The 20,349-nt window shown below is 69.8% G+C and carries 18 protein-coding genes; 4 read left to right on the top strand and 14 right to left on the bottom strand.

Annotated elements, in window-relative coordinates:
- Positions 1 to 8: 8 nt before the first annotated feature.
- Complete coding sequence (locus DDF67_RS24865) at positions 9 to 947, bottom strand: MurR/RpiR family transcriptional regulator (protein ID WP_109455408.1); 939 nt, start codon at positions 945 to 947, stop codon at positions 9 to 11.
- 183 nt (positions 948 to 1,130) lie between these two features.
- Here DDF67_RS24865 and DDF67_RS24860 point away from each other — a divergent pair, with 183 nt between their 5' ends.
- The 4 genes from DDF67_RS24860 to DDF67_RS24845 all read left to right on the top strand — a co-directional run bounded on the left by DDF67_RS24860 (position 1,131) and on the right by DDF67_RS24845 (position 5,203).
- Complete coding sequence (locus tag DDF67_RS24860) at positions 1,131 to 1,520, top strand: RidA family protein (RefSeq protein WP_058347523.1); 390 nt, start codon at positions 1,131 to 1,133, stop codon at positions 1,518 to 1,520.
- An 8-nt stretch (positions 1,521 to 1,528) separates the two neighbouring features.
- A complete protein-coding gene (locus tag DDF67_RS24855) occupies positions 1,529 to 2,821 on the top strand; it encodes a type III PLP-dependent enzyme domain-containing protein (protein ID WP_158278117.1) in 1,293 nt (430 codons plus the stop codon).
- An 11-nt stretch (positions 2,822 to 2,832) separates the two neighbouring features.
- The gene (locus tag DDF67_RS24850; protein ID WP_233247765.1) at positions 2,833 to 4,305 is read left to right on the top strand and encodes an N-acyl-D-amino-acid deacylase family protein; all 1,473 of its coding nucleotides are present in this window, start codon (positions 2,833 to 2,835) and stop codon (positions 4,303 to 4,305) included.
- A gap of 112 nt (positions 4,306 to 4,417) precedes the next feature.
- Complete coding sequence (locus DDF67_RS24845) at positions 4,418 to 5,203, top strand: YciC family protein (RefSeq protein WP_109455406.1); 786 nt, start codon at positions 4,418 to 4,420, stop codon at positions 5,201 to 5,203.
- A gap of 9 nt (positions 5,204 to 5,212) precedes the next feature.
- Here DDF67_RS24845 and DDF67_RS24840 read toward each other — a convergent pair whose 3' ends face one another.
- From DDF67_RS24840 to DDF67_RS24780, 13 genes are all read right to left on the bottom strand, one after another.
- Positions 5,213 to 6,103 carry an RDD family protein gene (locus DDF67_RS24840; protein ID WP_109455405.1) on the bottom strand — a complete coding sequence of 297 codons (891 nt, stop codon included), beginning with the start codon at positions 6,101 to 6,103 and terminating at the stop codon, positions 5,213 to 5,215.
- Positions 6,100 to 7,107, bottom strand: a complete 1,008-nt coding sequence (locus tag DDF67_RS24835) for a stage II sporulation protein M (RefSeq protein WP_109455404.1) — start codon at positions 7,105 to 7,107, stop codon at positions 6,100 to 6,102. The genes DDF67_RS24840 and DDF67_RS24835 overlap by 4 nt, the downstream gene beginning before the upstream one ends.
- Complete coding sequence (locus tag DDF67_RS24830; RefSeq protein WP_109455403.1) at positions 7,104 to 8,417, bottom strand: DUF58 domain-containing protein; 1,314 nt, start codon at positions 8,415 to 8,417, stop codon at positions 7,104 to 7,106. Before DDF67_RS24830 ends, DDF67_RS24835 begins: the two co-directional genes overlap by 4 nt.
- Entirely contained in the window at positions 8,414 to 9,370 is a 957-nt protein-coding gene (locus DDF67_RS24825) for an AAA family ATPase (protein WP_109455402.1), read from the bottom strand. Before DDF67_RS24825 ends, DDF67_RS24830 begins: the two co-directional genes overlap by 4 nt.
- Positions 9,357 to 10,586 (bottom strand): hypothetical protein, encoded by a 1,230-nt coding sequence (locus tag DDF67_RS24820; RefSeq protein WP_109455401.1) that lies wholly within the window; start codon positions 10,584 to 10,586, stop codon positions 9,357 to 9,359. Before DDF67_RS24820 ends, DDF67_RS24825 begins: the two co-directional genes overlap by 14 nt.
- Positions 10,583 to 11,209 carry a DUF4129 domain-containing protein gene (locus tag DDF67_RS24815; protein ID WP_109455400.1) on the bottom strand — a complete coding sequence of 209 codons (627 nt, stop codon included), beginning with the start codon at positions 11,207 to 11,209 and terminating at the stop codon, positions 10,583 to 10,585. The genes DDF67_RS24820 and DDF67_RS24815 overlap by 4 nt, the downstream gene beginning before the upstream one ends.
- Positions 11,210 to 11,344: 135 nt before the next feature.
- Positions 11,345 to 12,121 carry an energy transducer TonB gene (locus DDF67_RS24810; protein WP_109455399.1) on the bottom strand — a complete coding sequence of 259 codons (777 nt, stop codon included), beginning with the start codon at positions 12,119 to 12,121 and terminating at the stop codon, positions 11,345 to 11,347.
- Complete coding sequence (locus DDF67_RS24805) at positions 12,121 to 13,617, bottom strand: surface lipoprotein assembly modifier (RefSeq protein WP_109455398.1); 1,497 nt, start codon at positions 13,615 to 13,617, stop codon at positions 12,121 to 12,123. Before DDF67_RS24805 ends, DDF67_RS24810 begins: the two co-directional genes overlap by 1 nt.
- A gap of 47 nt (positions 13,618 to 13,664) precedes the next feature.
- Complete coding sequence (locus tag DDF67_RS24800; RefSeq protein ID WP_109455397.1) at positions 13,665 to 14,429, bottom strand: Slam-dependent surface lipoprotein; 765 nt, start codon at positions 14,427 to 14,429, stop codon at positions 13,665 to 13,667.
- Positions 14,430 to 14,542: 113 nt separating this feature from the next.
- Positions 14,543 to 17,521 (bottom strand): TonB-dependent receptor, encoded by a 2,979-nt coding sequence (locus tag DDF67_RS24795; protein WP_109455396.1) that lies wholly within the window; start codon positions 17,519 to 17,521, stop codon positions 14,543 to 14,545.
- Positions 17,522 to 17,658: 137 nt separating this feature from the next.
- Positions 17,659 to 18,624: a FecR family protein gene (locus DDF67_RS24790; RefSeq protein WP_109455395.1), complete on the bottom strand. Its 966-nt coding sequence runs from the start codon at positions 18,622 to 18,624 to the stop codon at positions 17,659 to 17,661.
- Positions 18,625 to 18,681: 57 nt separating this feature from the next.
- Positions 18,682 to 19,227: an RNA polymerase sigma factor gene (locus DDF67_RS24785; RefSeq protein ID WP_158278116.1), complete on the bottom strand. Its 546-nt coding sequence runs from the start codon at positions 19,225 to 19,227 to the stop codon at positions 18,682 to 18,684.
- An 84-nt stretch (positions 19,228 to 19,311) separates the two neighbouring features.
- The gene (locus DDF67_RS24780; protein WP_199229336.1) at positions 19,312 to 20,223 is read right to left on the bottom strand and encodes an aldo/keto reductase; all 912 of its coding nucleotides are present in this window, start codon (positions 20,221 to 20,223) and stop codon (positions 19,312 to 19,314) included.
- Positions 20,224 to 20,349 lie beyond the last annotated feature (126 nt).

Here is a 20,349-nt window from a genome sequence, read left to right as displayed (position 1 = left end):
CGTTCGGATCAGTCGCCGATCGGCTGCTGGGGCGCGATACCGTGTAGCCAGGCGACGCTGCCACGCGCCCGACGCAGCATCTGGTGAGCCCGCTCGCCCAGGGACGCCGCCACCGCATAGGCCAGCCGGTCGATGACGAACAGCTGTGCGAAGCGCATGGGGTTGGGCTGGAACTCCTCGACGCCCGACGGCGACAAGCCCACGTGCAGGCAGATGTCGGCGTCGCGACCGAGCGGCGAGTCCGCGTCGGTGATGGCGATACAGACGGCCTTGTAGTGCTTGGCCAGCTCCATGCTCTCCTGCAGCTCTCGCGGACGGCCAGTGGAGGACAGGAACACCGCCACGTCGCCCGGCGACAGGATCGCGGCCGACATCCGCTGGGCGTAGCCGTCGGTGAACACCATGGCCGGCACGTCGAGGCGGAACAGACGGTTGTGGATTTCGCTCGCCAAGGCCGCCGAGCTGCCGCCGATGCCGTACACCACCACGCGTGCTGCCTTGGCGATGGCCAGGGCAGCGGCCTGCAAGTCCTTTTCGTTCAAGGTTTCCCGAGTGCGGCCCAAGGCGTCGATAATGGTCTCGAACAGGCGATCGGCCACCGCGGCGTCGGCGCCCGAAGCAGCGACCGGTTCGGCCCTGGCTGGCGCGGGCCGCGCCGCCCGCTCGCGCTGGTCGGTCACGGCCTGGGCGTGGGCCAGCTCTTGGATCAGGCGGAACTTCAGGTCCTTGAAGCCCTCACAGCCGATCGTGCGGCAAAAGCGCAGGACGGTCGGCTCGCTGACGCCAAGATCCGTGGCGACCGAGCGGACGCTGGCGCGGACGAACTCGTGCGGCGACTTCAGGATCAGCTTGGCGATCTTGAGATCGGAGCGCGTCATCGACTCCATCATCGCCTCGATGCGCGGGATCAGGTCGCCGTCGTCCACGGCGCTTTCAGACTGATTCATCCCCCGACCCCTTCACCAAACTGCGCCTAGCCGACGACTGATACCGGCAACGATCTCGCCCCGCAATCAAGGCAGAGCGCGCACCCACATCAGGAATGATAGTTTTGCTACATTTTCGTTGACACGATTACATCCGACGTGGCTCCTGAAGGTCTGAACTGGGCCTTGAGTCAGGAGATTTCCTTGTCCATCCAACGCATCGGCGCGGCCACCACGGGCACTGGCGGCAACGCCCTGCCCTTCTGCCAGGCCACCGTGGCCAACGGCTTCGTCTTCGTTTCGGGCCAGGTGCCGATGGATGAGAACGGCGTGCTGGTCGACGGCGGCGTCGTGCCCCAGACCCACAAGGTGATCGAGAACATCGTCGGCATCCTGGCCAAGGCCGGCTGCACCCTGAAGGACGTGGTGAAAGCCAATGTCTGGCTGGACGACGCCCGCGACTTCCACGCCTTCAACCGCGTCTACAACAGCTATTTCGGCGACGCCCTGCCTGCCCGCGCCTGCGTGCAGTCGCCGATGATGGTCGACTGCAAGGTCGAGATCGAGGTCATCGCCCTGGTTCCGCAGGCCTGAAGCCGATGATGTCGCCCGCCGATCTCGACGCCCTGGTCCTCGCGCCCGGAACCAAGGCCGTCCCGCTGGACGGTTCGGTGCGCACCCTTGGCGACCTGGCTGGCCGCGGCCTGTCGCTGCTCGGCGGCGACATCCCGATGCCGGCCGCGGTGCTGAAGCGCGCCGCGATCGACAACAATCTGTCGGTCATGCAGGCCTATGTCGACGCGGCGGGCGCGAAGCTCGCGCCGCACGCCAAGACCACCATGTGCCCGCAACTGCTGGCGCGGCAGATCGAGGGCGGCGCCTGGGGCCTGACGGCCGCGACCATGACTCAGCTGAAGCTGTGCCATGAAATCGGCGCGCCGCGCCTGATCCTGGCCAACCAGCTGGTGGGCCGCGCAGAGGTCGAAGCCCTGCGCGACCTGACCACCGCCGCCCCCGAGCGTCCGGTCTATGTGCTGGTCGACGGCGAGGCCGGCGCAAGGGGGATCGCCCAGGTCTTCGCCGCGGCCCCGAACGCGCCGCCTGCGCGCCTGCTGATCGAGCTGGGCATGGTCGACGGTCGCTGCGGCGTGCGATCGGTTGACGAAGGCCTGGCCCTGGCCCGCCTGATCCGCGACCTGCCGGGCGTCGAGCTGCACGGCGTCGAGGGCTACGAGGGCCTCGTCTTCAGCGACCATGCCGTGCGCGACGCCACGGAGGTCGACGCCTATCTCGACGGCCTGATCGGCCTGCACCGCGCCCTGCGCGCCGACAGCCTCTACGCCCAAGACGAGGTGGTGCTGACCGCCGGCGGCTCGGCCTATTACGACCTGGTGGCCCGCTCCCTGGCCGGCGAGGCGCCCGGCGCGACGATCGTGCTGCGCAGCGGCTGCTACGTTACCCACGACAGCGGCTTCTATCGCGAGCTCCTGAGCCGCATGGACGCCCGGCAGGAGGTTCACGGTGCCGTCGGCGCCCCGCCGCGCCTGCGCCCGGCGCTGGAGGTGTGGACGCGGGTGATCTCGCGCCCGCAGCCGGACATAGCCATGGTCATGATGGGCAAGCGCGACGTCTCGTTCGACATTCACCTGCCGACGGCCCGCCGCTGGTTCCGCCCGGGCCTGCATCAGACGGCGCATAATATCGACGGCGTGGTCACCGCCAAGCTGGCCGACCAGCATGGCTTCCTCACGATCGCCCCCGACTCCGATCTGGCCGTCGGCGACCTCCTGGGCTTCGAGATCTCCCACCCCTGCACGACCTTCGACAAGTGGTCGGTGCTGCTGGAGGTCGACGAGGCCTATGCGGTGCTGGGCGGCCTGAAGACCTTTTTCTGAGTGAACGTTCCTTGAGCAGCCTGACGCACGCCATGGCCAGCGCCCTCCCCGCCCCCGACATCGTCCTGAAGGGCGGCACGGTCATCGACGGAAGCGGCGGCGCGGCCTTCGTCGCCGACGTCGCACTGGCCGGCGACACGATCGTCGCGGTCGGCCCATCGCTGCCGGCCGGCCGCGCCCGGACGATCGACGTCTCGGGCCTTGTGGTGGCGCCGGGCTTCATCGACGTGCACACCCACGACGACCTGGTCTGCATCACCCAGCCCGACATGCTGCCCAAGATCAGTCAGGGCGTGACGACCGTTATCGCGGGTAACTGCGGGATTTCGGCGCCGATGCTGCGCTTCGACGAGGCGGTAGCCGAGCCGTTCAACCTGCTGGGCGCGCGAGAGGACTTCGCCTATGCCGCCTTCGCCGACTATCGCCGCGCCATCGAGGCGGCCGCGCCGCGCGTCAACGTGGCGGCACTGATCGGCCACTCGACCCTGCGCATGCTATGCATGGGCGACCTGGAGCGCGCCGCCACGGCCGCCGAGCGCGAGACGATGGACGCCCTGCTGCGCGAGGCGATGGCAGAAGGCGCGCTGGGACTGAGCTCGGGCGTGTTCTACGCCCCGGCCTGGGCCGCCGACCTGGAAGAACTGCAGGCCCTGGCCCGGACGGTGGCCGAGGCCGGCGGCGTCTACACCGCCCATATCCGCGACGAGCGCGAGGGCATCATCGAAGCCCTAAAGGAGGCCTTTGCCGCGGCCGCCCCCAGCGGCGCACCGCTGATCCTGTCGCACCACAAGTGCGCCGGCGTGCGCAACTGGGGCCGGGCGGCGGAAACCCTGGGCCTGATCGACAGGACCCGGCAGAGCCAGCCCGTCCACCTGGACTGCTACCCCTACACCGCCGGCTCGACGATCATCCGGCCCGACCTGGCCGATGGCGAGGTCGAGATCCTGGTCAACTGGTCCGAGCCGCATCCGGAGATGGCCGGCCGCACCCTGGCGGCGATCGCCGCCGACTGGGAGCTGACCCAACCGCAGGCGGCCGAGCGGCTGATGCCTGGCGGCGCCAGCTACTTCCAGATGGCCGAAGCCGACATGCGCTCGATCCTGGCCCACCCCTGCTGCATGGTCGGCTCGGACGGCCTGCCGCACGACAAGCGCCCGCACCCGCGCCTGTGGGGCGCCTTTCCGCGCGTGCTGGGTCACTACGCCCGCGACGAGAAGCTGATCAGCCTGGAGGCGGCCGTGCACAAAATGACCGGCCTGGCCGCCGATACCTTCCGACTGGCCGGGCGCGGCCGGGTGGCCGCGGGCATGAGGGCCGACCTGACGGTTTTCGACGCCGAGGCGATCATCGACCAGGCCACCTACGAGGCCCCCACCCGCCCGGCCAAGGGCGTCGAGCACGTGTTCGTCAACGGCGCCCTGGCGTTCAGCGGCGGCGCCGTCGTCGGCGAGCGCGCGGGGCGCTTCCTGCGCTCGGCCGCCTGACGCCGGAATCAACACCCTGAAGGCATCATGCGGCGCCGGCAAAAGCAGAGGTTGCGCCGCCACGCCCAGCCCCTAAGGTCTCGCCAGTCTTAGATTCTGGGGGCTTTTCTTCATGTCTGCTCAAGAACCCGTCGGCGAGGCCTTCGACTTCGGACGGGTGATCCAGCGCACCTTCCAGGTCATCGCCGCCAACGGCGTGCTGTTCGCCGTCGGCGCCCTGGCGCTGGTGAGCGCGCCGCTGCTGGTCGGTACGCTCATCGGCCTGCAATGGGCGGGCGATCCGATATTCGGCCTCTGGATCGCCGGCGGCTCTCTGCTTTCGGCCCTCGGCAGCGTCGTCCTGCAAGGCGCCGTCGTCCGCGCCGCCATCGGCGGACTGAACGGCGCACCGGTCGCGCCCCGCGAAGCGGTTTCGACCGGCGTTCGCTTCCTGCTGCCGCTGATCGGCCTGGCCATCGTCTCGGCGCTCGGCATCTGGCTGGGCCTGATCCTGCTGATCGTGCCGGGCGTCATCGTCAGCCTAATGTGGGCGGTATCCGCGCCGGTGCTGGTGGTCGAGAAGCTCGGCGTCTTCGGCAGCCTCAAGCGCAGCCGCGACCTGACCCGCGGCCGTCGCTGGGCGATCCTTGGCCTGTTCGTGCTCTACATGATCGTCAGCTTCATCCTGGGCGTCGTCATCCAGGCGGTCGGCCTGCCGCTGGGCGTGTCGTCCAGCGGGCTTTTCGGCCTGAACGACGCAACCATGTCGGCCGGCCTGATCGTCTTCGTGTTCGCGTCGTCGCTGGTGAACGGCCTGCAGGGCGTGATCGTCGCCGCCGGCGTCGCCTCGCTGTACTACGAGCTGCGCACGTCCAAGGAAGGCGCCGCGCCCGGGGACACTGCGTCGATCTTCGACTGACGCCCAGAGCTAGCGTGCGACGTCGTACTTGTCGCGGCGTCGCACGCCCATCAGCAGGCGCGCCTCAAGCCGCTTGCGCAGGGCCGCGTAATAGGCGCTGAGGAAGTCGTAGTCGTCTTCCTCGGCCAGGCGGGTCCAGCCGATCTTGCCGGCGATGCGGTCGGCCACGGCGCGCATCGTCTTGCGCTCGCGCTGGCGCAGCACGTCTTCCAGCACATGCAGCTCCTTGGCCCCGTACGCGTCGATCTGCTCGGGCGTGAAGCCGTAGCGCTGCAGGCGCTCGGCCCCCTCGTCGGCCATGTCGCGCATCAGCTTGCGCTTGGGCGCGCGGACAACCCAGGTTCCGCCGATCAGGTCGCCTGCCCGCAGGCGGTCCTTGTTGAACAGCGGGAACAGCAGGAAGACGCCCGCCCAGGTGATCCCCAGCAGGTACATCCAGCCCTCGACCCCGCCGCCCTCGACCCCGGCGGGCGCGAACAGCATGCTGATCGGGATGAAGATCTCCAGCTCGCGCATGGCGTTGCGGGCGAAGATGGCGCCAGGCCGCAGGCGGCCGCCGTCGCGCGCGGCGACCCGCAGGCCCATGACCCGCTTGCCCGGGGTGGCGGCCGCGGCGCTGAGCTCGAAGCCGACGAAGTAGAAGTTGCGCAACAGAAAGAAGCCGATCAGCCACAGCACGGCCATCACCTCGGCGCCCTTCATGCCCGCCGCGCGCCAGGCCCCGACCCCGACCAGGCCAATCACAATCGACAGCACGATGAGCACCGCCAGCATGATCGCCGCATCCAGCAGGAAGGCGCCCGCACGCTGGCTGGCGTCGGCCAGTTGCAGGCGCAGGTCGACGCCCTCGGGCGTAACGAACGGACGGGTCAGCTTGAGCGTCGTGGCCGCCTCGCTCATGCCCTGGCCCTCCGGCGCGGTCCGTAGAAGTAGAGGCCCCAAATAAGGGCGGTGACCGCCGCCACGCCGTAGCGCGCCGGCGTGAAGGTGATCAGCTGGCGGCCGAAGCCCTCCAGCAGGCCCGCGAAGAACAGCATGACCACGACCCCGCCCATGACGGTGGCGGCGTGGCGGCCGGCCGCGGCCGCGGCGTCGACGCGGCTCTGCTCGCCCGGGAAGGCCACCGACCAGCCGATCTTCAGCCCCGCCGCCCCCGCCAGACAGACGGCGAACAGCTCGGTCACCCCGTGGATAGCCAGCCAGCCCCCGGCCTCGACACCGAGTCCGCGGCTGACGAACAGCGAGAAGAACACGCCCAGGATCACCCCGTTGTAGATCACCAGCATGGCGGTAGGCACGCACAGGGCGAAGCCGAGCGCGAAGGCCAGCAGCGCCACCTGGGCGTTGTGGGTGAAGAGGAAGGTGGCGAACATCGACAGCCCGCTGCCGCTCTTGCTGCCGTCCAGGGTCGAGCGGAGCATCTCGGTGGTGGCCGCCGGATCGCGACCGCCAGTCATCTCCTTGGGCATGAAGGCGTAGTACCACTCGGCGTCCTGGCCAAAGAGCCAGGCGCCGACCAGGGCGCCGATCACCATCAACCCGACGCTGACCAGGGTCTCGCGCCACAGGCCGCGCACGGCGGCCGGCCAGCCGCCGGCGAAGAAGGCCCCCAGCTGGCCGCGAAGGGTCTCGCGCGAGCCGTAGACGAAGAAATACGACCGGGCGCAGAGCATCTCCAGATAGTCGATCATGCCCCGGTCGAGCGAGGTGGCGCGAGCCACCGACAGCGACGACAGGGCCGAGCGATAAAGTACAGGCGCGGCCAGGATCTCCTCCTCGGAGAGGCTGGCCATCGAGCCCTTCTCAACCTTCTCCATCAGCCGTTCCAGGCGCTTCCAGTCGGCCTCGCGCTCCTGGCGGAAACGCTGGCTCTTCAGACGGCCGTCGACCTTGACGTCGATCACAGGAGATCCCTCCGCTTGAGGTCGACATAGGCGTTGATCAGGGCCGGACCGATGCGGGCGGCCGGGGCCTCGACGATGTGGGCGCCCATGCGGCGCAGGCGGGCGACGACGGCCTCGCGCTCGCGCAGCAGGCTGGCCGAGACGACGGCGCGCGAGATGTCGGCCGGCTCGAACGGTTCGGCGGCGGCCATGGCCTCAAGCTCCTCGTCCTGCATGACCACGAACAGCACCAGGTGACGGCGCAGCAGGTGGGCCGAGGCTTCGAGCATCAGTTGAGCGGCAGTGGGATCGGTGAAGTCGGTGAACACCACCACCAGCGAGCGCCGGCGCAGCTTGGCCGCCAGGGTGTTGAGGGCCAGGGTGTAGTTGGTTTCCTCGGCCGAATAGTCGATGCGACCGGCGGCGTGCTGCAGTTGGCGGAAGGCGTCCAGGCCGCTGACCACGCCGGTAAGCAGCCGCGGCGCGGAATCGAACGAGTAGAAGCCGGCCCGGTCGCCGGCGCGCAGGCAGGCATAGGCCAGGAGAAGGCCGGCGTTGATGGCCCGGTCGACCTTGGGCGCGCCGCCGACCGGCTCGCACATGGCCCGGCCGCCGTCGATGGCCAGCACGATGTGGTGATTGCGCTCGGTGCGGAACTCCTTGGCCAGCAGATGCTGGTGACGCGCCGACTGCTTCCAGTCGATGGCGCGCGGGTCCATGCCTGTCTGGAACTCCTTGAGCGCCTCGAACTCCGAGCCCTCGCCGCGCTCGATCTGGGTCTTGCTGCCGATCGCCGCGTCCCGGGCCAGCATCTTCACGGCTTCCTCGCGCACGCCCTGCAGGTCGGTGCCCGTCGGCGCATCGAGTTCCAGCGTGAAGGTCTGCTGCTTCCAGACAAGGCCCAGCGGCCCGGTCCAGCGCACCCACAGGCGATGCAGGCGCCCTTCCCCGCGCCGCTCGGGCGTGAGGGAAAAATCGAAGGCGGCGACGCGATCGGCAACCTCGGCGCGGACGAAGCGGGGCTGCAGTCCCAGGCGATCGTCGGCGTCGAGGGCGGCCTCGGCTCGATCGGGCGCCGGACCCTTGCCGAAGCGCGTGGTGAAGGCGATCGCGGCCGTGCGCGCCACCGACAGGAACGGCCGCTTTGGCTCATCCAGGGTCAGGCGCGAGCGCGAGCCGCCAGACAAGGCGTCGGCGGCCATGGCCAGCAGCATGACCCCGATCCAGATCGGTCCGGCCAGCCAGCCTGCCGGCGCGAGCACGCCGACGACCAGCGCCCCGGGAACCCCGGCAGCGACAGCGACGACGGCGCGGCGCGTGGGATAGATCACCGGGGAGCCGCCACCCGCTCGACCAGGCCCGACAGGACGTGGTCGACCTTGCGGCCCTCGATCTCGGCGGCGGCCGAGAGGATCAGGCGATGGCGCAGGGCCGGCGCGGCCAGCGACTTGACGTCGTCTGGGATAACATAGTCGCGGCCGTCGAGCGCGGCGCGGGCCCGCGAAGCGACGGCCAGCATGGCGCCGGCGCGCGGGCTGGCGCCGGTCTCGATGTCGGTGGACTCGCGGGTGGCCCGCACCAGGTCGACGATGTAGCCGACTACCTCGTCGGTCAGGCGCACCTTGGCCACCGTCTCGATGGCCGCGTCGATGGCGGCGCGCTCGGCCACGGCCTCGACGCCGAAGCTCTTGGGATCCATCTGGCCGGTGCGCGAGCCGTGGCCGACGATGATCGCACGCTCCTGCTGGGCGCTGGGATAGTCGAGCACGTGCTTGAACAGGAAGCGGTCGAGCTGAGCTTCAGGCAGCGGATAGGTGCCCTGCTGCTCGATCGGGTTCTGGGTGGCCACGACGGTGAAGCGCGGGCTGAGCGGGTGCGACTTGCCGTCGATGGTGACGTGGCGTTCCTGCATGGCTTCCAGCAGGGCCGCCTGGGTCTTGGGCGGCGTGCGATTGATCTCGTCCGCCAGCAGCAGCTCGCAGAACACCGGACCGCGCGTCAGGCTGAAGGTCGAGGTCTGGAAGTTGAACAGGTTGGCCCCGATCACGTCGCCGGGCATCAGGTCGGGCGTGAACTGGATGCGGCCATAGTCCAGCGCGACGGTGCGGGCAAAGCTTTGGGCCAGCAGGGTCTTGGCCGTGCCGGGCGGGCCTTCGAGCAGCACGTGGCCGCCGGCGAACAGCGCCGTCAGCAGCAGGTTGACGGCGTCGTCCTGCCCCACGACGGCCTTACCGATCTCCGAGCGGATCCGCGCGGCGAGCGCCCCGACTTCACTGACGTCCACGGATGAGCTCCTGCTTCCAAGTATGGAGATCGCGCGCCACGGCCATCAGGTCGGACGGCGAGGCCGCTCGCGCCCGCTCGGCCAAGGCCGAATAGGTGTGGGTCGCGCCCACGATGCGGCTGACGCGATCGAGAAAGGCTTCGAGTTCCAGCTCGTCCAGGCCGCGCGGCGCGCCGATGGCGCGCGCTGCCGAGGCCTGGATCAGGCGCGCATAGAGCGGCGCCATGCGATGCTCGCGGCGGGCCAGGCGAACCAGGCCCGCGGTGTTGTCGGCCAGCGCCGCCTTGCCCAGGGCCACCGCGCGACGCGAGCGCAGCGGCGGACCAAAGCGCGCGAAGGCCTGGGCGCCGGCCAGCAGGGCCAGGGCGGCGGCCACCAGGGTCGCGCCCACCAGCGGCGGCTCCAGGATCAGGCGCATCAGGCTGCGCGTGCGCTTGAAGCCGTGCAGGGTGACGTCGAAGACAACCGGAGAGCCCTCGTCGCGGATCAGGTTCAGCATGGCCACAGCGGTGAGCGCGCCTTCGGCGGTCTTCAGCCCCTGCGTATCGAGGTAGTCCGGATCGGCCAGCACATAGGTCCAGCTGTCGCCATGCATGGCCAGTACGGTCGCGCCGTTCTGGTCGAGCAGCACCGGCGTCCAGCCTGGCCCCGTCAGGGTGCGGGAAGCCTGGATGGTCACCGGCGCGCCGAAGGCCTCGCCATTCGGGCGACGCAGGCGGATCGTGCGCCTGCCCCCGGCCTCGTTAAGCTTGAGGTCCTTGCGCAAGGCCGCGGGCAGCACCGACAACGCCTGGCCCGCCTCGTTGCCGCCCAGGGTGGTCACCCAGCCCCGGTGCTTGGGATGCGGCGTGCTCATCCATTTGGGCAGCACGATCAGGGTCGGACCGATGTGGTCGTTGCGCTCCAGCGGCACGGGCGACATGCCCGCCGACGGGGTGAGGACCAGCAGCCCTTCCTCGGCCGACGTCGGCAGGTCGCCGCGGCTGGTCAGCACGGGCTCGCCCATCAGGCTGAGCAGGCGCGAAAGAGCGCCGAAGCCCACCGACGAACGCGACAGCGCGTGGCCGCCGCCGTCGTCGCCCTTGCGCAGCTCTGGCGCATAGGCCGAAAGCACCGCCAGGCCCGTGAACGAGATGACGCCGACGAGGACCAGCACCAGCATGGTCATCGGCGAGAACATGCCCGAGGACTTGCCCGAGGATTGGGGCGTACTCATCCGCGCCATCCGTCAGGCAGGGCGAAGGCTTCGTAGGCGGCGCGGCATTCGGCGAAGTCCTGGGCGCCGACCGGCCGGCCTCCGAACAGGCCCCGCTCGACAAGGCGGGCGATGCCCACGAAGGCCGGGCGAGCCGCCTCCGGAATGGCCGGCAGGACGGCGATCTCGCGCGCGGTCAACGATATCTTCACCGCGCGGGGGCGGCGCTTCTCGATGTCCTGGACGCTGCGCAGCAGGATCAAGTGGGCGGCTTCGACGAACAGGCCCTTGGCGGCCAGTTCGTCGGCGGCGGCCAGCAGGTCGCGCGCGTCCGCGACGTCTGGGCGCCAGCCGGCCTCGGCCACGACCAGCGGCTTGACCGCCCGCGGGGCTGGGGCCCAGATCCTCAGGAGTTCGCGCACGATGGCGTAGATGATCAGCGCCGCCAACAGCGCGATGGCGCCCCAGAACACCCACTTCAGGTAAGGCGCCAGAAACGCCACGAAATCACCGACATGGCTCAGCCATTCGGGAACCTTGGGCGGGGTGAAGACCGCCTTGTCGAACTGGAATCCGGCGTCCTTGACCAGCCGTGCGTGCGCCGCGACGACCGCGTCGTCAGACGCTCCTCTGGAAACTGTCACGCGCCGGAAACCCGCATTCGCCCCCTTTCGCCGCCGGGGCGAAACCCGACTGCGAACACTCGACTCAACTCTACAGCGTGAGGCGGCCTTGGCTAGCCGTAACCGGTGACATTCGACCGATCACCCACATCGCCCTCACCTGACGAAGAATTCGACGGGCGCCAGCACCTCGACCGGGTCGCCCGGCACATCGCCAGGCGGAGGCGGCATCGGCGAGGCGCGCCTGACCGTGGCCAGGGCCTCGTCGTCGAGCAGCGGATAGCCAGAGCCCTTGGCGATCCGGGCGCTTAACACCTTGCCCCCGCGATCGACGGTGAAGGCGATATGGACCACGCCCTCCTGCCCGGCGCTCTGGGCGCGGCGGGGATAGCGCTTGTAGACCTGCAGGCGGCCCAGGATCAGGCCCTTCCAACTGATCGCCGCGTCGCGGGCGCTGGCGGCGGAGGTGCGGGGCGCGGCCATCACTGGCGCAGGCGGCGCCGGCGCGGTCGGCGGCGCCGCAGCCTCGCTGGGCGCCGAGGGCCTGGCCGAGGCCTCGCCTTCCGAAGCCTTGGCGGCGGATCGGACCACCGCCGGCAGGATACCCAGCGGGTCTGGCGGGCGGTCGATCGCCTTGGGCGGCGCAGGCGTGGCGATGGCGGCCGCGCTGGCCCTGGCCTCCGGTCCTGGCGGCCGCTCGTCCTTGGGCCGCAGCGGCGCGACGGGCTCGACCGCGAACTCGACCGAGATGGCCTCGATCGGCGCGGCCGGCGGCGCCTCTGGCCGGGACAGCCGCAGGTAGGCGCCCAGCAGCAAGGCCACATGCAGCGCCACCGCCACCGTGAAGGCCAGGCTCCACCGGCGCTTGCGGCCGCTGGCGGCGGGCGCCTCGCAGGGAATTTCCAGCACGGCCATGGGCAGGGACGCCAGCATCAGAACACCCGCTCCAGCTTCAGGCTGGCAGCGGTCTTCTCATAGGAGAACAACCAGTCGATGCTGCTGGCGACCTTGGCGTACTGCAAGGTCAGGCTGGGCGTGAAGCCGCCGGGCGTCTTCCAGCGCGGCGTGCGCAGGATGGCGGTAAAGCTCTGCTCGTCGTCGCGGCGGCGGGCCTCCAGCGTCTCGTTGACGGCGTCCCAGCGCTTGCGGCGGGCGGAGGCGAACAGGGTGGCGTTCAGTCCCTTCAGGGTTGGCGTAGCCGCGCCCAGGCGCAGGCCTGCCTGGCGGTAGGCGTTGACCGCATGATCGGCGTCCTTGTCGAGCAGGTCCATGCCCCCGAACATCGTCCAGCCGCCGGAAAGGCCGCGCCAGGCGGTCAGGAACAGCGAGGCCTGGTCGCCGTCCAGCGCCGAGAACGAGGCCTGGCGGTAGCGCATGACCTTGTAGTCGCCCTCCAGCTTGACCAGGGTCGAGACGCCGATCACCCGGCTGACCTCGGCATGCAGGCCGGGCGCTTCGTACAGGCGCACAGCGCCCATGGTCCCCATGTCGAGCGATGGGGCGAGCCCGAAGGCCAGCCGCGCGGTGCGATAGTCGAGGCCGGCCTGGGCGACGAAAGTGGCCTGATTGTAGCGCTGTTCCTCCGGATAGAGCTCGCCATAGGCCATGCCGCGAAAGGTCAGGCCGCCGGAGCCCCGCAGCGGCAGGCGGCGATTGAGCACGCTCTCGAAACTGACCGTCGCCGCGCCGACCGGGTCCGGCGTCTTGCGGTCGAAGAAGCAGATCCTTTCCGGTCCCGGCAGCAGACAGGCATAGCTGCCCGAGGCCTGATTGATGTTGGAGTTCCAGCCGGGCCCCAACGCGAACTGGCCTGTCCAGCCGCGCCGGCGCTTGAGGGCCGCCAGGAAGGTCTCGACGCTGCGGCGAACGCCGGCGGCGCGGGGGTCGCTGGCCGGCAGTTCGGCGAGGATCGCGCGGAACATCGTCTCGGCCTCACGGTCGCGCTGGTTCTCGAACAGCACGCGGGCCAGTTCGATCCGGCCCGGCTGGAAATCGGGCTGCAAGGCCAGAAGCTGGCGGAAGCTGCGCTCGGCGCCGCGGAGGTCGCCGTCCTGGCGGGCCAGCTGACCCTTGGCGTAGAGGACCAGCATCGGATCGCGCTCGGGCAGCGCCAGATAGGCCCTCAGGAAGCGGCGCGCGTCGCCCCACTGGCGGCGGGCCAGCGACAGGTAGAGCGCCTTGCCGACGTCGTCGACGCCGGGTCCGACGGCATAGGCCTGACCATCGATGACCAGCACGTCGGGCGCGGTCTCCTGGCGGGTCTGGGCCTCGCGCTCGGCGGCGCGACGCGACAGGTCCTGGTCAAGACGCAGGCGGGTGTCTTCGTCGACCTGGGCGTGGGCTGCGCCGGCCAGGGCCAGAACGACGAAAGCCGCGCAGCCGGCGGCTAGGCGGAACGGAAAACGCTGGTGAGCGGACGACCTGGTCATCACAGGGGCTTGGGGCGAAGGCCGACCGGCCCCCGCCCCTCGCGTCCTCAGTTCTTCGTGCCGCCGAAGGCGGTGTCGTAGACGCTGTTGCCGCCGAAGGTGACGAGACCCGCCAGGGCCGCGGCGTTGGCGCCAAAGAACTTGCCGCTGACTTCACCGCCCGAGGCCAGGGTCGTGGTCCCTTGCGTCGCCGTGGCGTTGGCCGTGGTGCTGGCGATGTTCAGGCCCGAGATGCCGACCGAGCCGATATCGACCTTGTAGCCGGTCGAGGCGCTCTGGACGTAGCCGCTGAGCGTGCCGCCGGTGAAGTCGGCGTTGAACGTGCCTTCCAGGATGCCGTTAGTGGCGTAGTCGCTGAGGCCCTTCACGGTGTAGCTGGCCGTGCCCGTGCCGGCGGTCGCGCCGGTGTCGTCGCCGACGTAGTAGACGGTGTGGGTGCCGTCATTGGCGTTGGCGGTGTCGGACCATTCGCCGAACCAGAGGTCGCCGGTGCTGACCTTGGCGAAGTTGAACACGCCCATGCCGTTGTGGCTGCCCGGCGCGGTCGACGGGTTGTTGATCGTGCTGACGCCGCCCGACGGCGGGGCCGAGGCCGACAGGCCCTGGAAGTCGACATAGGCCGACAGACCGATGGAGGCGACGGCGACGCCCGCCTTGCCGGCCGTGTGCGGACCCGCGTTGATCACGCTGGCGCCCACCTTCAGGTGGGTTTCGTCGGTGGACTCGCCGACGATGCCGGCATGGGCGACGCCGGTCAGGGCGGCGGCGGCGATGGAGGCCAGGATCAGCGTCTTGAAGGTCGAACGGGACATCTCGTCTTCTCCGATGCTTAGTTAAATGGGCCTCTTCGATGGAGGCCCGGGCTCATCCAGCGGCGTCCGCCGCGTCGGTAGGGAGCCGACGCGCCAAAAGCCGTGAATTGGGGTCAGTAGCGGGCGGTCATGCTGAGCTTCAGCGTGCGCCCGGGGGCCGGCTGGGCCGTGCGGGTCAGGGGATCGGTGTAGTAGCGGTCGTTGAGATTGGTCCCGACCAGCTCGAACCGGACCTTCTCGTTGAGCTTGAAGTTGGCGTAGGCGTCGACCGTGACGATCTCGTCCCACAGGTAGGGCGTGTTCAGCGCCCAGCCGTCGACGCGAGTGGCGGTGGCCCCGCCGATGAAGCGGTCGAGCTCGGGATTGTCGTAGGCGCTGTAGTAGGCGCCCCTCACCCCGATCTCCAGGCGACGCTCCAGGAACCGCGCGCCGAGCGAAAGGTTGGCCGAGTTCTCGGGCGTGGCCTGGGTCAGCAGATAGCCCCCGACGAAGCCGAAGTTCACGCAGTCGGGCACGATGCCTGTGTTGGGCGCCTTCAGGATCGCCTGCTGGCGGTCGCAGACCTTGTTCTTGAAGTTGTGGGCGGCGGAAAAGTCGGCGAACACCCGGCCATTATCGTAGCGGGCCTGCAGCTCCAGCCCCTCGATGATCTGCTTTTCCATGTTGGAGAGCTGCAGCTGGGTGCCGCGCTCGATGATGTTGTCCGTGCGATTGCGGAACCAGGTCAGCTTGACGTCGGCGCGCTGGCCCTCGGGCAGCGACAGAAGAGCCGACAGGTCGTGGACATAGGCCGCCTCCCAGGTATGGGCGTGCTCGGGCTTCAGTGGCCGGGTCGGGTCGATGGCGGCCGAGAAGCCGACCGTGCTCTCGAACAGGCTGGGGAAGCGATAGGCCTCGGCGTAGCGGACATAGGCCCGGGCGTTGGGCGTGAAGTTGAAGGTGGCCGAGACCGCTGGCGTCCAGCCGTCGCCGCGTTGGGTGCGGCTGACGGCCGTGACCGGCGCCTGGTTCACCGTGGCCACGCAGTAGCCCGTGGCCCCGGCCACGGTATTGAGGAAGCCGTTGACGCAAGGGTTGGTGGCGCGGGTCAGCTTGCCGGTGCTGTCACGCTCCCAGGGTATGCGGGTGGTGACGGTGCGGCCGTTGACCAGGGCGCGATAGGCCACCGTGGCGTCGGTGAAGACGTAGTTGGTGAACACCACGCCCTTGGCCAGTTGTGCGTCCAGGAAGTCGTCGAAAGCCCAATAGTGCGAATAGCGCGCCCCCGCCGTCAGCGTCAGTTCGCTGACCGGCCGCCATTCGAGATTGGCGTGGACGTTGTATTCCTCGCGCCGGCCGGCCCTGGGATACTGCCGCCAGCCGTCGAACGTGCCGCCCCATACGTCGGGCGAGGTCAGCTTCTCGTGCTGCCAGTCGCCGGCGACCACCAGGTCGAGGGTCGAGGCCAGGCGGGTCTTGTTGCTGAGCGACAGGCCGTAGCGATCGTTCTTGGCGTTGGCCAGGGCGGTGTTCTTGGTGATCGGGTTGGCGGCGTTCTGGGCCCAGTTGGGGAAGCCTCCAGCGCTGTAGGTGTGGCTGTTGGTGCGGGTCAGCCACACCGACGACTTCAGGTCCACCCAGCGGCCGCCAGGCTTGAGGCGGTAGTCGACGTTCCAGGCGGTGGCGTGAACCTCGCTGAGCGGCCACTGCACCTTGCCCATGCCGTTGGCGCCGACCGAGATGATCCGCGAGGGCATGACCTCGCCATAGGTCGAGACGGTGTCACGCACCCCGAACTTCAGCTGCTGAGTGTCGCTGATCTTCCAGACCAGCTTGCCCAGCCACGAGCTCATCTCGCTGGAGGTGTTGGGCACCTCGTTGCCGGGCTGGTAGTTGAAGGCCAGGCGCTTGATCAGGTCCTGCGGGCCCGAAGGCGTGGGCAGGTTGGTCTGGCGGTAGTAGTCGGCCTCGCCCTCGCCGGCGAAGTAGTTGCCGCGCTCGCGCCAAGCGTAGGCGGCCAGCCATTCGAAGTCGTCGCTGCGGCCGGCGACAGCCAGGCGGGCGGCGCGGTCGCCGAACGAAACGGTGTCGTTGTCGCCCGAGGTGCGGGGCGTCACCTGCACGTAGGGATCGTTATAGGGACTGTTGGGAAAGCCCGCGGTCCCGGTCGAGCCGGGAAAGCCGGGCACGTCGCGATAGTCGCGGCCGGTCAGCAGGGTCGGCAGGCGCGGCTTGGTGGAGTTGTTCCCGCCCTCGATGCGAACCTCGGCGCCGTAGCGTTCGCCTTCGCGCAGGATATCGCGCGGCGACAGGGTGTCGATGACCACCGCACCACCGACCGAGGTATGGACGCCGGCGGTCAGGGATGGACCTTTCAGCACCTGCACGCCGCCAACAAGGCTGGGGTCGATGTAGCTGCGGTTGTTGGCGCCGTTGTAGCCGCGCCAGACGGTCAGGGCCTGCTCGCCGCCATCGATGATCACCGGAACGCGGCCCGGGCCCTCGACGCCACGGACGCTGGGATCGAGCGCGCCGCTGTTGCGGGCGTCGCCGCTGTAGACGCCGACCATGCCCTTGAGCACGTCGGCGGGGCTGACGCCCTTGTAGCGCTCGACCTGGCTTTTGCCGGCATAGGTGGAGGCGCCGTCGAGATCGTAGACGCTGTCGTAGCCGAGGGCGTCGCGGGTGTTCAGCGCTTCGGCGCCGCCGGTCGCGCCCTCGACGCGCAGGGCGTCGGTGACCACCGCCCCCTTGCCGCTCGGCGCGGCCTCCAGGGTGACGACGCCCGGGCGAACCTCGCGCCAGGTGACGCCGCTGCCGGCCAGCAGGCGTGACAGAATCTCGCCCTGGCTGAAGCGGCCACGCACGGCCGGGGCGCGGCGCCCGTAGGGAGCCTCGACGGCGTAGACGATCTGGACCTTGGTCTGCAGCGAGAACTGACTCAGCGCCTGCGGCAGCGGCTGGGCGGCGATATCGACCGAGTAGGCCGCGCTCTCCTGGGCGGCGGCAGGGAGCGCGCCCAGGGCCAGCGGGCTGGCCGAGGCCAGCGCCAGGCACAACGACAGCCGGCGGATACGGGGCAGCAGGCCGGAAGGGGTGGCAGGCGTCGTCATGTCTTCGGTCGGTCTCGTCTCGTGGGTCGCCCATTATTGCGAGCGACACTCAATTGCATCTTATGATGGTGAGACGAACTCCGGCCGTGCGATCCCCTAGCGGTCGCGAAGATTTTTTTGCGAAGCCGTGACTGCGGTCAGTAGAGCAGGACCAAACCGCCCAGGCGCGCGGTGCGCAGGCTCAGCGACGCAGCCAGGGCGTCGATGGCGTCGTCGGGCCTGGCGACGTCGAATACGCCCGACACCTGCCGGGCGGCCAGGGCCTGTCCGCGCACCAAGACCTTGCCGCGCCGGTAGCGGCCGATCTCGTCGACCACTTCGGACAGCGGGCGGTGATAGACGACCAGCCGACCCTGACGCCAGGCGTCGACCGCCGCGGGATCCTCCAGCGCCACGGCCCAGGGCGCGGCGCCGTCAAGCCAGGCGCCCTGCCCCGCCCGCAGTACGGCCACGCCCTGCCCGCTGGCCGGCGCGACCCGCACCGCACCGCGCAGGACGCTGACCCGTGCCGCATCGCCCTTGAGGCGCACGTCGAAGGCCGTGCCCAGCACCCGGGCGCTGCCGGCCCGGCTCTCGACCACGAACGGCCGCGACGGATCGTGGACCACGTCGAAGAAGGCCTCCCCCCTCACCAGCCGCACCTTGCGACCTTCCGGGCCATAGCGGACGTCGAGCACCGCGCCGGTGTTGAGCGTGACCGTGCTGCCGTCAGCCAGCACCTCCCTGCGCACCTGTCCGACCTCGGCGACCAGATGATTGGGATCCGCGGGCGCGAAGGCCCTGAAGGCGACGCCGGTCCCAAGGGCCAGCACCAGACAAGCGGCGGCCGCGGCAGGGATCCGCCAGCTTCGGCGACTTGGCCGCACAGACGGCGCAGCACTTCGGCTGCGGCGTGGCTGGAACGGCTCGCTCACCTGAGGGGCCGTGGCAGCCCCGATCAGAGACAGCACGTGGTCGGCCTCGGCCATCGCCTGGGCGCGGGCCGGATCGGCCGCCAGCCAGGCGGCGTGCTCGACTGCGTCGGCCCCGTCGCGCAGACGCAGCGTTCGCCGCGCCGCCGCCTCGAACTGCGCCTCGCCCCCGGTTTTGTCCTTGTCGCTCATGTGGGCTTTGGTCCTCCCAAAGGACAGGACGAACCGGCGCCCGCGCTTCCCCTAGTCTCACTCATCGCCGTGCGCTTCCTTCAGCCGACGGCGACAGTGGCTCATGGCCTTGGCCAGGTGGTTCTCGACGGTGCGCGGCGAGATCCCAAGCCGATCGGCCACCTGCTGCATGGTCAGGTCGTGGCCGCGATAGAGCAGGATCACCTGGCGGCACTTGTCGGGCAGCTCGGCGATCGCGGCCTGGACGACCGCGATCTCTTGGCGGCCGGCCAGCACCTGGAAGGCCGAGGGCGCGTCGCTGCCGGCATCCAGCGGCAGGTCGCCGGGCGTGACCCGCCGGGCCTGGGCCGCCGCCTGCCGCTGACGGTCGACGACGAGATTGGCGATGATCCGCCGCAGGTAGCTCAGCGGGTTGCGCACCGCCGCGCCGTCGAAGCCCGGCGCGCGGGTCAGGTCCGACAGTTTCAGCCAGGCGTCCTGCATGACGTCGTCGGCGAGGCTGGCCGAGCGGGCCTTGCGGGCGGCGAAGCGGCGGAGGTCCTCGTAATGAGCCTCCAGCAAACCGGTCAGGTCGGAAGCCGGTCCCCTCTGGCCAGATCGCATCACGCCACCCCGAATGAGAACGATTCTCATTACCGCGCCATGATCTAGCGATCTCGCCGCCGCCCGTCAAAGGCGACCGCGCGATCAGGGCAGAGGAACACCCCGGCTGGCGGTCAGGATCGCGTACCACTGGGTGCGGGTCATGTAGACGCGCAGGGCGTCAGCGGCGGCCTTGATGCGCTCGGGCGTCTGGGAGCCGACGATCGGGACCGGCCGTGACGGGTGGGCCATGATCCACGCCAGCGCCACGGCGGCGCGGTCGACATGCTGCGGACGGGCCACGGCGTCCAGGGCGTCAATCACCGCCCGCCCGCGATCATCGATCCCTTCGCCCGTCAGGCGCCCGCCGCCCAGCGGCGACCAGGCCAGGACGGCCATGTCGTGCTCCAGCGCCTGATCGAGCACGCCGTCCGACAGCGGCTCGATGGCCAGCGGCGAGAACTCAGGCTGGATGCTGGCCAGCGGGAACGGCAGGTGCGCCTGGAGGGCCGCGACCTGGCTGGGCAGGTAGTTGGAGACGCCGACAGCATCGATCTTGCCCTGCTCGCGCAGCTTGACCAGCGCGGCGGCCACCTCGGCCGGATGGGCCAGAACGTCGGGACGGTGGACCTGGTAGAGGTCGATCTTGTCGACGCCCAGGCGCTGCAGCGAGGCTTCACAGGCGGTGACCAGGTAATCTGCACTGGAGTTGTAGGGCACGCCCAGGACGATGCCGCCCTTGGAAGCCAGGACGAACTTCTCGCGCAGCTGCGGGGCGTCGTGCAGCACCTTGCCCAGCAGCACCTCTGCCGAACCGAAGCCGTAGGGCGTGTCGGCGCCGTAGATGTCGGCGGTGTCGAGCAGGGTGATGCCGCTCTCCAGGGCGGTCTCGACCAGATGGCGGGCGTCGGCGACGGATTCGCCCTTGAAGCGCCACATGCCCCAGGCCAGCGGCGACACCGAAAGGCCGCTCTTGCCGAGCGGGCGGGGTTCGTGGGGCTTGCGGTCGTCGAGCATGGAAAACGCACTCTCGGTTCGAACAGGACGCCGGAGATGACCGGCGCACGACGCCGAGCGCAAGCTTTACCGACGGCAATATCGAGCATGAGAACACCGCGTTGGTCGGCGCGGCCCGGCGGCGGC

The sequence above is a fragment of the Caulobacter endophyticus genome, from assembly GCF_003116815.1.
GTDB classification, from domain to species: Bacteria; Pseudomonadota; Alphaproteobacteria; order Caulobacterales; family Caulobacteraceae; genus Caulobacter; species Caulobacter endophyticus.
Note: the sequence above shows the minus strand (reverse complement) of the source record. Positions and strands in the feature narration are given on the sequence as shown.

Excerpts from the sequence above, each read along its gene's own strand:
- DDF67_RS24855 (WP_158278117.1), top strand. The coding sequence starts at position 1,529 with ATGTCGCCCGCCGATCTCGACGCCCTGGTCCTCGCGCCCGGAACCAAG.
- DDF67_RS24820 (WP_109455401.1), bottom strand. The coding sequence starts at position 10,586 with ATGAGTACGCCCCAATCCTCGGGCAAGTCCTCGGGCATGTTCTCGCCG.
- DDF67_RS24805 (WP_109455398.1), bottom strand. The coding sequence starts at position 13,617 with ATGACCAGGTCGTCCGCTCACCAGCGTTTTCCGTTCCGCCTAGCCGCC.
- DDF67_RS24845 (WP_109455406.1), top strand. The coding sequence starts at position 4,418 with ATGTCTGCTCAAGAACCCGTCGGCGAGGCCTTCGACTTCGGACGGGTG.
- DDF67_RS24865 (WP_109455408.1), bottom strand. The coding sequence starts at position 947 with ATGAATCAGTCTGAAAGCGCCGTGGACGACGGCGACCTGATCCCGCGC.
- DDF67_RS24780 (WP_199229336.1), bottom strand. The coding sequence starts at position 20,223 with ATGCTCGACGACCGCAAGCCCCACGAACCCCGCCCGCTCGGCAAGAGC.
- DDF67_RS24800 (WP_109455397.1), bottom strand. The coding sequence starts at position 14,429 with ATGTCCCGTTCGACCTTCAAGACGCTGATCCTGGCCTCCATCGCCGCC.
- DDF67_RS24790 (WP_109455395.1), bottom strand. The coding sequence starts at position 18,624 with ATGAGCGACAAGGACAAAACCGGGGGCGAGGCGCAGTTCGAGGCGGCG.
- DDF67_RS24785 (WP_158278116.1), bottom strand. The coding sequence starts at position 19,227 with ATGCGATCTGGCCAGAGGGGACCGGCTTCCGACCTGACCGGTTTGCTG.
- DDF67_RS24810 (WP_109455399.1), bottom strand. The coding sequence starts at position 12,121 with ATGCTGGCGTCCCTGCCCATGGCCGTGCTGGAAATTCCCTGCGAGGCG.
- DDF67_RS24795 (WP_109455396.1), bottom strand. The coding sequence starts at position 17,521 with ATGACGACGCCTGCCACCCCTTCCGGCCTGCTGCCCCGTATCCGCCGG.
- DDF67_RS24840 (WP_109455405.1), bottom strand. The coding sequence starts at position 6,103 with ATGAGCGAGGCGGCCACGACGCTCAAGCTGACCCGTCCGTTCGTTACG.